General features: G+C 38.4%; 10 protein-coding genes and 1 tRNA gene. All 11 read right to left on the minus strand.

Annotation, left to right across the window (positions count from 1 at the left end; translation table 11 throughout):
- Positions 1-237: 237 nt before the first annotated feature.
- A complete protein-coding gene (locus AC1M9N_RS02775) occupies positions 238-354 on the minus strand; it encodes a hypothetical protein (RefSeq protein WP_092766106.1) in 117 nt (38 codons plus the stop codon).
- 235 nt (positions 355-589) lie between these two features.
- The gene (locus AC1M9N_RS02780) at positions 590-2,794 is read right to left on the minus strand and encodes an OsmC domain/YcaO domain-containing protein (protein WP_481954235.1); all 2,205 of its coding nucleotides are present in this window, start codon (positions 2,792-2,794) and stop codon (positions 590-592) included.
- A gap of 235 nt (positions 2,795-3,029) precedes the next feature.
- On the minus strand, positions 3,030-5,261 hold the full coding sequence (locus AC1M9N_RS02785) for an NADP-dependent isocitrate dehydrogenase (RefSeq protein WP_481954236.1): 2,232 nt from the start codon (positions 5,259-5,261) through the stop codon (positions 3,030-3,032).
- 565 nt (positions 5,262-5,826) lie between these two features.
- Positions 5,827-5,903 (minus strand) — tRNA-Val (locus AC1M9N_RS02790).
- 26 nt (positions 5,904-5,929) lie between these two features.
- The gene (locus AC1M9N_RS02795) at positions 5,930-7,942 is read right to left on the minus strand and encodes a transglutaminase TgpA family protein (RefSeq protein ID WP_481954237.1); all 2,013 of its coding nucleotides are present in this window, start codon (positions 7,940-7,942) and stop codon (positions 5,930-5,932) included.
- A gap of 29 nt (positions 7,943-7,971) precedes the next feature.
- On the minus strand, positions 7,972-8,877 hold the full coding sequence (locus AC1M9N_RS02800; protein ID WP_481589773.1) for a DUF58 domain-containing protein: 906 nt from the start codon (positions 8,875-8,877) through the stop codon (positions 7,972-7,974).
- A gap of 10 nt (positions 8,878-8,887) precedes the next feature.
- Positions 8,888-9,847, minus strand: a complete 960-nt coding sequence (locus tag AC1M9N_RS02805; protein ID WP_035265922.1) for an AAA family ATPase — start codon at positions 9,845-9,847, stop codon at positions 8,888-8,890.
- A gap of 98 nt (positions 9,848-9,945) precedes the next feature.
- Complete coding sequence (locus tag AC1M9N_RS02810; RefSeq protein WP_481594248.1) at positions 9,946-10,962, minus strand: 2-dehydropantoate 2-reductase; 1,017 nt, start codon at positions 10,960-10,962, stop codon at positions 9,946-9,948.
- Positions 10,963-11,087: 125 nt separating this feature from the next.
- A complete protein-coding gene (locus AC1M9N_RS02815) occupies positions 11,088-11,390 on the minus strand; it encodes a YbdD/YjiX family protein (protein WP_481588442.1) in 303 nt (100 codons plus the stop codon).
- Positions 11,387-13,480: a carbon starvation CstA family protein gene (locus AC1M9N_RS02820; RefSeq protein WP_481954238.1), complete on the minus strand. Its 2,094-nt coding sequence runs from the start codon at positions 13,478-13,480 to the stop codon at positions 11,387-11,389. Before AC1M9N_RS02820 ends, AC1M9N_RS02815 begins: the two co-directional genes overlap by 4 nt.
- A 170-nt stretch (positions 13,481-13,650) precedes the next feature.
- Positions 13,651-14,220, minus strand: coding sequence for an elongation factor P (efp, locus tag AC1M9N_RS02825; RefSeq protein WP_035265851.1), 570 nt, complete (start codon positions 14,218-14,220; stop codon positions 13,651-13,653).
- Positions 14,221-14,466: the final 246 nt, after the last annotated feature.

Consider the following 14,466-nt stretch of genomic DNA (forward strand, 5'->3'; position numbering starts at 1 on the left):
GGATATATTTTTAATTATAACATAGACTGAATTTGAAGGGCTGAATACACAGTCATAGGTTATAAAACGCTAAAATTTAATCTTTATTTAAATCACGTTAAAAAATATAAATTTAAATATACCCCTTAAAAAATCACTGATGATTTTTAGATCATTTAATTTTAAATGGTAGAGTAAATTAAGCTTGCTAACAGTGAATACTTTCTAAATTTGCACTCTTACCGATCAATATGAACATTATTTCATTTGGAGGTATTCCCAAATTAGGTAACCTAATCCAAAGCCCAAACAGGAATACGCAGTAATAATAAAGAAAACGAAACTTGCTTTATTCTTTTTTTTCAAGAAATTCATAATGCTCGCCTTAAGTTAACTCGTCATGCACTATGATAATGCATTTCGCTAATAATACCAGTTAAATAGAATTATTTCCCTTAAATATCAATAAATTACTATTTTTAATAAATACTATCAGTACTTTTCATAACCACTTCATTTTATTATAAAAAATTGAGCACCCTAACTAGATGCATCGATTTGCTGATCTTTAAAATAAAAAGGCCACTCTTCATAGTGGCCTTTCATTAGATCAGTTTTGTTGAGAAACAAAACGTGCTCTAGCAGCATGAAGCTTCTTATAGCTCTCAATAAGTTTTAAATGACGATCGAGACCTTCAAGTTGCATATTGGTTGGCGTCAATCCATAAAAACGCACATCACCTTCGATTGAGCCTATTGCAGCATCAACTCTCTCATCACCGAACATACGTCTAAAATTCGGTTCATAGTCTTCAATTTCCATTTCTTCATCTAACAACACTTCTAATACAACATCCATGCATTGATAGAATAAGCCTCGTTCTACAGTATTGGTGTTGTATTGTAAGAACTGTTCTACTTGGTCTTTCGCTTCTTCGAAATTTTCCAAAGCTAAGTTAATTAATAGTTTTAATTCAAGAATAGTTAACTGGCCCCACACCGTATTATCGTCAAATTCAACACCAATCAAGGTAATAATATCGGTATAGTCATCCACTTCAACTTCTTCAAGTTTCTCTAGCAAAGCTTCGAGCTGTTCATTATCTAAACGATGTAAGTTAAGAATATCTTCCCTAAAGGCTAAAGCTTTATTGGTATTGTCCCAAACCAGATCTTCAACCAAATACACCTCAGAATATCCTGGCACCAGAATTCGGCATGCAGTTGCACCTAAATGTTGGTATACAGCCATGTAAACTTCTTTACCCATCTCTTTTAGGATATTGAACATCTTTTCAGCTTCTTCAGCGTTTGTATTTTCACCTTGACTGGTGAAATCCCACTCTACGAAATCATAATCAGATTTCGAACTGAAGAATCTCCAAGACACAACACCCGATGAATCAATAAAGTGTTCCACAAAGTTATTTGGTTCTGTCAGTGCATGGCTATTGAAAGTAGGACGTGGTAAGTCATTTAAACCTTCAAAACTACGACCTTGTAAAAGCTCTGTTAGGCTGCGTTCCAATGCAACTTCAAAGTTTGGATGAGCCCCGAATGATGCAAAAACACCACCCGTTCTTGGATTCATTAATGTCACGCACATGACTGGGAATTTCCCACCTAATGAAGCATCTTTGACCAGCACTGGAAAACCTTGCTCCTCAAGCCCCTTAATACCCTCAACTATTTTTGGGTACTTTGCTAGAACATGTTCAGGTACATCTGGCAGGGTAATTTCACCCTCTAAAATTTCGCGCTTCACTGCACGTTCAAATATTTCAGATAAACATTGTACTTGTGCTTCAGCCAAGGTATTTCCTGCGCTCATACCATTTGACAGATACAAATTTTCAATCAAATTTGAAGGGAAATATACAATCTCACCATCCGACTGGCGTACAAAAGGTAACGAACAAATACCTCTCGCAGTATTGCCAGAATTTGTGTCGTACAGATGTGTGCCTAATAATTCATCTTCAGGATCGTAAATTTCAAGTGTATATTCATCTAAAATTTCTGATGGCAATTCACCATTTGGACCTGGTTGGAACCACTTTTCATCAGGGTAATGCACAAATTCAGCATTTGCGATTTCTTCACCCCAAAATTGGTCGTTATAGAAGAAATTACAATTCAAACGTTCAATAAACTCGCCTAATGCAGACGCTAAAGCACTCTCTTTCGTTGAACCTTTACCATTGGTAAAGCACATTGGCGCTTGTGCATCGCGAATATGTAAAGACCATACGTTTGGCACAATATTTCGCCAAGACGCAATTTCAATCTTCATTCCTAAGCCCGCCAAAATTGCAGACATATTGGCAATCGTTTCTTCAAGCGGTAAATCTTTGCCCTGAATAACAGTCACATTTTCCTTGGCAATATTTGGCATAAGTAAAGCTTGAGCATCCGCATCAATGCTTTCAACTTCCTCAATAACAAATTCCGGACCTGTTTGAATCACTTTTTTTACAGTGCAGCGGTCGATTGAACGTAAAATACCTTGTCGATCCTTCTCAGAGATATCTGAGGGTAATTCGACTTGAATTTTAAAAATTTGTTTATAACGATTTTCTGGATCAACAATATTATTTTGGGATAATCGAATATTTTCTGTAGGAATATCTCGTGCAGCACAATACACCTTTACAAAATAAGCTGCACATAAGGCTGAAGACGCAAGAAAATAGTCAAATGGGCCTGGCGCAGATCCATCACCTTTATAACGAATAGGTTGATCGGCAATAACCGTGAAATCGTCGAACTTTGCTTCCTGTCGAAGATTGTCGAGATAATTGACTTTGATTTCCATGCGGGCACCTACAGAACTTATCCAAACAGCTAGATAAGTTAAAAATAAATTAAAACGCATTGTAATCAGAAATGCTTGCAAATTGAATGAAAGTTTTTTAAATCCTCCCCTTAAGCTCTCTCTAATTGGGCGTTATCAGTGTTTTATTTACAAAAATTTTAATAAAAAAAGCTGGTACCGAAGTACCAGCTTTTTTTAATCCGCCAAACTGAAATTCAGTTCAAATTAAGTGTTATTAGATGCTTGCAATAGCAGCATTTAAAGTTGCACTTGGACGCATAACTGCATTTACTTTCTCTTGATCGATTGCGTAGTAACCACCGATATCAACAGATTTACCTTGAACTTCTGCAAGTTCAGCAACGATCTTCTCTTCATTTTCAGCTAAAGTCTTCGCTAAAGTAGAGAATGTCGCTTTTAATTCAGCATCTTCGTCTTGAGCTGCTAATTCTTCAGCCCAGAACTTAGCTAAATAGAAATGGCTACCACGGTTGTCTAACTCACCTGTACGACGTGATGGAGATTTGTCGTTGTCAAGTAATTTACCAGTTGCAGCATCCAATGTTTTCGCAAGAAGTTTAGCTTTAGGGTTGTTTTCTTTAATACCAAGCTCTTCAAGTGAAACAGCGAGTGCAAGGAACTCACCTAAAGAATCCCAACGTAAGTGGTTTTCTTCAACAAGTTGCTGTACGTGTTTAGGTGCTGAACCACCTGCACCAGTTTCGTACATACCACCACCCGCCATTAAAGGCACGATAGACAGCATTTTCGCAGAAGTACCAAGCTCCATAATCGGGAACAAGTCAGTGAGGTAGTCACGTAGAATGTTACCCGTTACAGAGATTGTATCTAGACCACGAGCAACACGTTCAAGTGTGTAACGCATTGCACGTACTTGAGACATGATTTGGATGTCTAGACCATCTGTATCGTGATCTTTTAAGTATTTTTGAACTTTCTTGATCAATTCGTTTTCGTGTGGACGGTATGGGTCTAACCAGAAGATTGCTGGCATACCAGAGTTACGTGCACGTGTTACAGCTAGTTTTACCCAGTCGCGGATCGGTGCATCTTTCACCTGACACATACGCCAGATATCACCTTCTTCCACGTTTTGAGACATTAAAACTTCGCCAGTTTCGATATCTGTGATGTTAGCTACACCAGCTTGCGCGATTTCGAATGTTTTGTCGTGTGAACCGTATTCTTCAGCTTTTTGAGCCATTAGACCAACGTTAGGTACAGTACCCATTGTGCGTGGGTCGAAGTTACCATTCCACTTACAGAAGTTGATCATTTCTTGGTAAATACGCGCAAATGTAGATTCAGGCATTACTGCTTTACAGTCGTAAGGCTTACCGTCAGCACCCCACATTTTACCACCTCCACGGATCATTGCAGGCATAGAAGCATCTACGATCACATCGTTTGGAGAATGGAAATTAGTGATACCTTTTGCTGAATCCACCATTGCTAAAGCGGGACGGTGTTCTTGACATGCGTGTAGATCTTCGATGATCTCTTCACGTAAAGAAGTCGGTAAAGTTTCGATCTTCTCGTAAAGACCAGCCATACCGTTGTTTACGTTAATACCTAGTTCGTCGAACAGTTTACCGTGTTTTTCGAACGCTTCTTTGTAATAAATCTTCACACAGTGACCGAATACGATCGGGTGTGAAACTTTCATCATGGTTGCTTTAACGTGTAAAGAGAACAAGATGCCCGCTTCTTTACAATCATCTAATTCTTTTTCATAGAAGTCGCAAAGTGCTTTCTTGCTCATGAACATAGAATCGATAATTTCGCCGTCTTGCAGTGCAACTTTGTCTTTAAGAACGATGGTTTTACCAGAATTGGTGATCAGTTCCATTTTCACATTGCGAGGACGATCTAAAGTCATAGACTTTTCGCCGTGATAGAAGTCACCTTCATCCATGTGAGAAACGTGAGTTTGTGACCACTGTTTCCACTCACCCATAGAATGTGGGTGTTTTTTCGCATAGTTTTTAACAGCAGCAGGCGCACGACGGTCAGAGTTCCCTTCACGCAATACTGGGTTTACTGCTGAACCTAAGCATTTACCAAAACGTGCTTTGAGTGCTTTTTCTTCTTCAGTCGTAGGATTCTCAGGATAATCTGGAATTGCATAGCCTTTTGATTGAAGCTCTTTGATACATGCAGTCAACTGAGCTACAGATGCACTGATGTTTGGAAGTTTGATGATGTTTGTGTCTGGATCTTGTGTAAGACGACCTAATTCTGCAAGATTGTCTGATACTTTCTGCTCTTCGCTAAGGTATTCAGAGAATTCAGCGAGCACGCGTGCTGCAACTGAGATGTCAGTTTTTACAATCTCAACACCAGCAGGCTTAGTAAAGGTCTCAATGATCGGCAGTAGTGAGTAAGTCGCCAGTAATGGCGCCTCGTCGGTCAGTGTGTAGATGATAGTTGACTTTCCACCAGCCATATATAGCCCCTTGCTTTGGATTGAGTTACAGAGCACCGAACTTTTGGTCCAGTCTCTTAGAACCGATTTGCTTAAATTAAAACGTTGAGAGTATCGTTCTTCGTCGCATTTCAGTCAATGAAATAAGCTTTTAGTACGCTATTTTGATGAAATAACATACAAAATAGTATCCATCTTTAGTTTGATAATACTGTATGAATTTCATTACTTCTGAATGAAAAGTGAAGAACTGGTAATGAACGTTGATCTCAACTTCCCTGTAATATGAACATTATACGTGTCTCATATTTAAACAGGATGGCAAAAGCGTACATTTCGGGCGTTATTGTAAGTGTTAATGTACGGGTATATTAATAAATTACGGAAATACCCAATATTTAGATTAAAGCATTTTGGGTATTTATACTTAAAATATATAATTTAATATCAAATTTAGAGATTTTTTAAACGCAATTTTTCTTGATAGAGCAAGTGATAACGAATACTTTACTTTTAAAAAAAGAAGTAATGTCTTGATTACGAAAAAAGGGCTTAAGTAAAATACTTAAGCCCTTTTTTTAAATCTTGGTAGGTATATCCAGACTCGAACTGGAGACCTCTACGATGTCAACGTAGCGCTCTAACCAACTGAGCTATACACCTAGAATGCTTCGCATCTTATGCAAAAATCACTTGGCTGACAAGCCTTTTTCATATTTAACCAAAAGAAATGAACAAGTTTTAATCATTGACTTAAAATTTGCGAACTCTTGTTTGGAAATACTCGATTGTGAATAACTTAAGTGCTCGTACAGAATGATAATTTCGAGGAAAACAGCTCTATCATTTTGACTTAAAGGTGATGAAATTCTTTCCAACCATTGTCGAACCGTTTCGTAAGAATAACGGCGATTGTGAAGTCCTAATTTTTTATTAAAAATATGAAGTACCCAATCGATTTGTGAATAGTGTTTTCTTTTTTTTCTCAACATCCATAGTGCATAACATCCTAATATGATCAGTGAGCCTGCAAGGATAATCACAAACACTGAAGCAACTGAATGAATTCCGAATTTTGTCATCCAATTCTGTTGTTGATCAGCGTTATATCCAACAATTTTACTTTGCCATTGATAACTTGCGTAATCACTCCATACACGAATTTTTGTCAAAAAAGGATATTTTGCAACTGACCAATTTGTATTCTCAGAGTAGAGTGTTTGATTATTTTGAATTAAATTTTGCATTCCCTGATCAATACGTTCAGGAGCAATCATTGCAGTGGGATCAATCCTCTGCCATTGACCTCCAAAATATACTTCAGTCCAAGCATGTGCATCTAACTGCCTCACTTCCCAACTTTTCTGGTCTGGCGCAAATTGACCTCCTTGATAACCTGTTACGACTCGGGCAGGAATACCGACATAACGCATCATCATGACAAAACTAGAAGCAAAATGCTCACAAAATCCTTGTTGTGAATTAAACATAAATGCATCTATCCGATCACCACTCAAAACACCGGGAGATAAAGAATACTGAAAGCTATTTTGCTTAAACCAGTCTAAAACTTGCTGGATATAACGCTCTGGCTGCTCTCCACTTTTAATAAATAAGTCCCATGCTAAACTTTGACTTTTGATATCGCGCTGACGGAGATACTGGGTGTAATACTGAATTTGAAACTGACTAAGTTCATGATTTATTTTCGTCCCACGCCCTAACCAAACTAAGTTTATAGGTTGAGCCGTTTGAATAGGTCGTTGAGCTGAAATACCACCGTCATAACGGAGATAATAATTTCGTTGTTGAGGTACAGATTGCTCTAATCCCATGATCCATTCTACAGAAGGATCTTTAGCCAAATACTGATATTCAACTTTTTGATTTAAAATAGAAATTTGATAAGAGTTTAACTCGTATAACCCTCTATTAAATCCATGACTCGTCCATTTTTGACCATCATATTGATCTAAGACCAAAGCTCGCCAATACATTTCTGAACGAGTCGGTAATTTTGTCATATCACCAATAATACGAAATGCTAATTCATTTGACTGAGACAGCTCAGCAATGTCACCTGGGGACATAGAATCACTGATTCCTGTCATCCCCTTATTTTGTTGAATGGGGATATGCCAGAGCGGAGGTAATCGTGGAAAAAAAATAAAGAGTAGTATAAAAAAAGGAATTGCCAATCCGATGAATTTACCAACATGAATGACATCGTGCTTTAAGCCATTTTTAGTTTCTCGAGTGGACAGAAACTCCGCGGTTTGAATTCTATAGAGTCCTACAAAACAGCTCACTAAGCACAGCACCACTCCCAAAGCAACATACAACGTTTGACTGTATAAAAACGTACTTGCCGCCACGAATAAGGCAAAATTAAAAACGATGATCAAATCACGTTTTTTTTGGGTTTCTAATGCTTTTGCAAATAGAAAAGTTGTCAGCGATGCTACCCCAGCCTCAACACCAACAAAGGTATGGTAATGCAGATAAATCGCGCCAAGTGCAATTGCTGTAAAACTAAATTTTATTGCTTTGGAGACATTTTTTTTACTTTTTTGAATATGCCATAAATATATAAGCTCAATACAGAGCACCAAAAATAAAGCATAAGGTAGATAAATAATCTGGATAAATAAAATGAGTGCCAAACTCAATAGCATGGATTGTGAAACTTTAGGATGTACCATATATCTAAACCTATTTTCTATTTCACACTTTATGCCTGAGCAAGCAGAATTTTAGCCTGCTTGATATGCTCAGCTCCAAATCCTTGATTCAATTCGGCATGAGGTAACACTAGCTTAAAAGAAATTTGTAATTGCTCACACTGCTCCACCACACCCATCATATATTTGAGCTTTTCTTCATGCTCGACTGACGGCATATGATGATAATGAATATCAACACATCGATCCTGTTGATGCTCTTCAAAAACTTTAATATACAAACCTTGGCCACGAGCTGCCTGCTTCCACGATACACTTTGTAATGAGTCGCCGACCTGAAAACTTCTTAATTCTTTAAACTCATCTTTTTCCTGATCCAATACAAATGCATTTGAAAAGCTTGTATTCGGATTTATTTTGGCTTGTGGCGCAATCCATGCATGTCGTCCATGAAAGATATAAGTCCAAGCTCGAACAAGACCAAATGGATACACTGAAGCAATGTGTATATCGGGATAGTTATACTTTCCTCGTTGATCAACATGAATCGGTATAACACATTCAGACTGTTTTTGGTCAATGTGAATGTGCTGTGTCTCAGAATCGATGGAGATCGATAAATAACGTGAATATGAATAAGGTTGATTCAAGTAGATTTTAAATAAAATCGAGTGCCCTACCTGTCCGACTTCATCAGTAATGATGTCTATCTCAAGACCATGCAATTGTTTAAAGGTGATATAAAAACTAATGCATAAGATCGCACTAATTAAAAAGCAGAAACCTAATATCAAATTATTGGCATAGTTAATACCCGCAATAAATGTGATCAAAATCAACACAAGATATAAGAAACCTTGCTGATAAATAAAAATCAAAATGTCGCGTTGACCAATTTTTTTACTCTGCTCAAACCGAAATCTTTTTTTTAACCATTGCTTCCAGATACTGGTCACCTGCATACCCTCAAATCAATTTAACCTGATTCATTAGGGAGACCGTCTCATCCTCACTCAAGTTTAATCGATGAGCGCATACTGCTGAAAATACAGCTTTTACATCATCAGGAATGACAAAGGCTCTGGCATGCACGATCGCTCTCGCTTGTGATGCTCGTTTTAAAGCCAATAATCCACGCGTCGATAAACCATGCGCACTTTTTCGTGTTACCGCAGCCAAATCCAATAAATAGTCTTGAATTGCATCACTTAAATGGACTTGATGAGTCAAGGATTGCAATCTTAGTATTTCAGTCTCATTAAATACATGGATCAACTGTGCGATTAATTTGGCACGTGATTCTTGTTGAAGAAGTATTTTTTCTGCATGGCGAGATGGATAGCCAAGAGATAACCGCATGAGGAATCTGTCTAACTGAGACTCTGGTAGTGCATAAGTCCCGCTTTGAAAGAGTGGATTCTGAGTTGCTATCACCCAAAAAGGCTGAGGTAAAGCATAACGCTGTCCATCAATCGTGGCGTAGCCCTCTTCCATCGCTTCTAGCAATGCACTCTGTGTCTTAGGACTACAGCGATTAATTTCATCTGCCAAAAGAACTTGGGTAAAGACAGGTCCGTACTTAAATTCAAACTGATGCTCTTTTTGATTAAAAACATTCACGCCAATTACATCACTGGCGAGCATATCATTGGTAAATTGGATTCTTTGAAATGATAAACCTGATAATGATGCCAAACTACTGGCCAATGTGGTCTTACCCAATCCAGGTAAGTCTTCAAATAAAATATGACCACCTGCAATTAAACTACATAAAGCCAATTCAGTTTGCGTATTTTTATCCAAAACAATTTGATTGATTTGTTCTAGAAATAATGAAATTTTGGGAGTAAATGATTGAATCTGAGATTCTAACTCAGGCTGTATAATATCTTTTGATTGAACACTCTGCTTCATTCCCCAAATCATCATTTACATTTCCAAAACTATATATTTCTACCATACAGGTTTTTTTTATTTTCTCAAATATTTCTAATAATCAGTGTATTAAAGAATCAGTATCAAACTTAATGCTGAATAAGCTTCAACTGTGTGAGCATCTCTTCAGGTCCAATTTGAAGGCTTGAATTATTGTTTTCCGCCAGCTTGATCTGTTCAATAAAATAGCTGTTGATCGGTGCATTCCCCCCGAGTGTATTAGCAAGTCTGACCACTTCACCATTAATCCAATCAACCTCCGTCGTGCGCCCTAAATTCAGATCATCCTGCATAGATGAACGAGCTAGTGGATCAATGGCTAACATTTTGCGACTGATCAACTTAAACAACCAATTAGGAAGTCGAAGAATATGAGGAATGATGTTCGCTGGTACAGGCGTTAATTGTGCGGGTTTAATATTTGCCTGCTTTAAAATCTGAAGCGTCTCTAACTGTGCCTGAGCAAGGCACTTTCTATACATTCGATTAGTAAGTTGATTTCTTAAAGTTAGACCAGATAAAGCGTTAATCGAATTGTTCAAGTTGAATAAGACTTTAGCCCACTGTACCTCTAACATATCATCACGGAATTCAACTTGCAGTTTCGCCGCATCTAACACTATTTTTAGCTGATTACTTTCTACAAATTTTTTTATCATTAATGTTCCATCAGAACCTTGATGGAAATGAGACGGTTTGAGTTCTGCGACATTAAATGGAACCATTCCTTCCATAATCTCCCATTCTGGCAGCATTTTTTTTAACCGTGGAACATTACTCACCCCATTTTGAAAACTGATGAGACTCGGTTTATTGAGAGTGTCACAGCTTCGTATTTCAGATGCCACTTGCTCTGTCGCTGCTGATTTTACACAAATCATGACTAAGTCCGTGTCTAAGACTTCTGCTAGATTTGTTGTAAGTCTTAATTGATCTGGAGTGAGCTTATGATGGTAGCCGTTTAAATCACTGAGCTCCAATCCATTTTGGCTTAATTTTTGATAGCTTCTTTCCCTACAGTAAAATGTCACCTGATGGCCTGCTGCGACCATTCTTCCACCGATATAACACCCAATCGACCCAGCACCATAAATTCCAATTTTCATGTTTTTATCCTTTGTTATTAATCAAGAGTATACGAGTTTCAGAACAATAAATTTGTCAGGTTTTATACAATTAAGACAAATAAAAAACGACACCTCAGTGCCGTTTTTTATGTAAAGCTAAAAAATTAACATGGACATTTCTTCATACCGCCTGCTGCACTTGGATAGCGTGCATCGACACAATAACGATGAAAAGTTTTTTCATCCATCGGCTCTAGGTCAGGGTGATGCTTTTTCATATGTTCTACATAGTTTTGGTAATCTGGGACACCCACCATTAAACGAAAACTTTGTTGTAGCCGCTGCCAAATCAGTTGAACTGTTTTGATTCCATTCAACATTAAAAACTTCTTCGGCTGAGCCAAAATCGTGAATTTAATGATTTTACCCAATGCCAGCTTTTGACGAATTTGTTCTTTCAAACTCATTTGGTCTCTCCTGCAGGGATTTGATCTGTATAAATTGCTTCAGCTTCCTGAGCCGTTGGCTGCGGACTTGCCAAAGCACGACGAATCACTTTAATGGCAGCAAACAACATCACCACGGCAACAATCATAAAGAATGCACACAACGCAGCATTAATCTGATTAGATAAAGCAACAGTTTGCATTTCCGCAATTGATTTCGCAGGCGCTAAAATTTCGTTTCGCTCAATAGCCGCATTGAAACGATCTGCTTGTGCCAAGAATCCGATTTTTGGATTTTCATGGAAGATTTTTTGCCAACCAGCAGTCATCGCTGTAATGAATAGGAAAATCGTTGGAACAATAGTGACCCACACATATTTTTCTTTCTTCATCTTGAACAAAATGACAGTTCCTAGCATCAGCGCCATCGCAGCTAAAATTTGGTTACCAATACCAAATAATGGCCACAAACTATTGATACCGCCCAGTGGATCAACTACGCCTTGATATACAAAGAAACCCCAGCCTGCGACTGCAACAGCAGTACCAATCAAGTTGCCCACAAACGATTTAGAGTTTTTAACCGCAGGGACAACGATACCCACAGTATCTTGAACCATAAAACGGCAAGCACGTGTTCCTGCATCAACAGCAGTTAGAATAAATAGCGCTTCAAACAATATTGCAAAGTGATACCAAAATGCCATCATTTCACGACTATTAAAAATTTCAGTGATGATGTGCGCCATACCAATCGCAAACGTCGGAGCACCACCAGTACGAGAAAGAATTGTGCTCTCACCAACCTCTTGAGCAAGTAGCGTTAAAGCTTCAGGTGTAACCACAAATCCTAAATTACGTACCGCTTCTGCGGCACTTTCAACCGTTGTTCCTATCACCGCAGCTGGTGAGTTAATGGCAAAATAAACGCCTGGATCCAAGATCGTTGCACAGATCATCGCCATGATTGCGACAAATGATTCCATCAACATACCGCCGTATCCAATCATCCGAATATCGCGTTCATTATTTACGAGCTTAGGTGTAGTTCCTGATGAAACCAATGCATGGAAACCTGAAATTGCACCACAGGCAATGGTAATAAATAAGAATGGGAAAAGTGATCCAGAGAATACAGGTCCCGTACCATCTACGAAGTGGGTAATTGCAGGCATTTTTAATTCAGGCATCGCAAATACGATACCCAATGCTAAACCTGCAATCACACCAATTTTCAAGAAAGTCGATAAATAATCACGTGGAGCCAATAACAACCATACTGGTAATACAGAAGCGATGAAACCGTAGATAATCAATGCCCATGTTAACTCTGTACCAGATAAAGTGAATAATTGCCCCCAATAAGGATGTTGAGCAATATTTTCACCGTAGATGATACCGAGCATCATCAGTACAAAGCCAATGATTGAAACTTCGGCAATCTTTCCTGGACGGATATATCGCATATATACGCCCATAAATAATGCAATTGGAATGGTGGCAGCAATACTAAACACACCCCATGGACTATTGGTTAATGCTTTAACCACCACGAGTGCAAGCACAGCAAGGATAATGATCATTACCCCTAATGCACCAAGCATCACAATAATTCCTGCAAATGAACCCAGTTCTTGTTTTGCCATTTCACCCAGTGAACGTCCGTCACGGCGTGTAGAAATAAATAAAACTAGAAAATCTTGGACTGCACCAGCCAGTACAACACCGACTAACAGCCAAATCGTTCCTGGTAAATAACCCATTTGCGCAGCAAGAATAGGCCCAACTAACGGACCAGCACCTGCAATCGCAGCAAAGTGATGACCAAACAGAACACTTTTATTTGTAGGCACATAATCTAGACCATCCGCTAGACGGTGCGCAGGTGTTAAACGCCGAGCATTTAACTCGAATACTTTATTAGCAATAAATAAACTATAAAAACGATATGCAATACTGTAAACACAGACTGCAGCGAGTACGAGCCAAACTGCGTTGACATGTTCTCCACGACTAACCGCTAATATTCCAAAGGATACTGCACCGATTATGGCCACAATAATCCAAATCAATTTCGAAGTCATGGATGACTTCGGTTGTATTTGATCCATATCAAACCCTCATTATTACGTATTTGCAATCAGCTCAATTTTATTATTCGTGTTACTGCTGTTTTCCCTTGCGACTATACTCCTCAATAATTCTTCTTTACCTTAGACCTTGGCATTAAAAAAGGGATGATTGTCATCATCCCTTTCGATAATAGTATAAATTTACACCATTATGCACGTTCTAAGTATTCACCAGTACGTGTGTCAACACGAACGCTTTCTTCTTGTTGTACGAATAATGGAACACGTACTACAGCACCTGTTTCAAGTTTCGCTGGTTTACCACCACCGCCAGAAGTATCACCACGTACGCCTGGATCAGTTTCAACAATTTTTAATACCACGAAGTTAGGTGCATTCACTGTTAAAGGAACACCATTCCATAACATGATTGTGCATTTTTCGTTTGAATCGTCTTTCAACCATTTCGCAGCATCACCCATTGCAACTTTGTCAGCCGCAATTTGCTCGAAAGTCACAGGATCCATGAAGTTCCATAGTTCGCCGTCGTTGTATAAGTAGTCCATTTCTACTTCTACGATATCTGCTGCTTCTAAAGAATCACCAGATTTAAATGTTTTTTCTAATACTTTACCTGATTTAAGGTTACGTAATTTAACACGGTTGAACGCTTGGCCTTTACCTGGTTTAACGTATTCGTTTTCCATGATTGAGCATGGGTTACCATCAAGCATTACCTTAAGGCCAGACTTGAAATCGTTCGTAGAATAATAGGCCATGAGAGGCTCACTCCAAACTTACTAACTTTAATCTATTAATGCGATGGGCTGCTACACTGTCATTTAGCAAGGCTGACAGGTGCATGATATGCCACATGCACATGCATTTATGCTGCGTATTCTAAATGACCAACCTACTCTGCCGCAATGATAAATTCCGAAATACAACGTTTAAGCTGTCTAAGTTCCATGCAGAACTACTGTTGTAGACTTAATTTGATCATCTTTAGGCTTGAGTATTTTCAT

The organism is Acinetobacter sp. ANC_7655, from assembly GCF_056784015.1.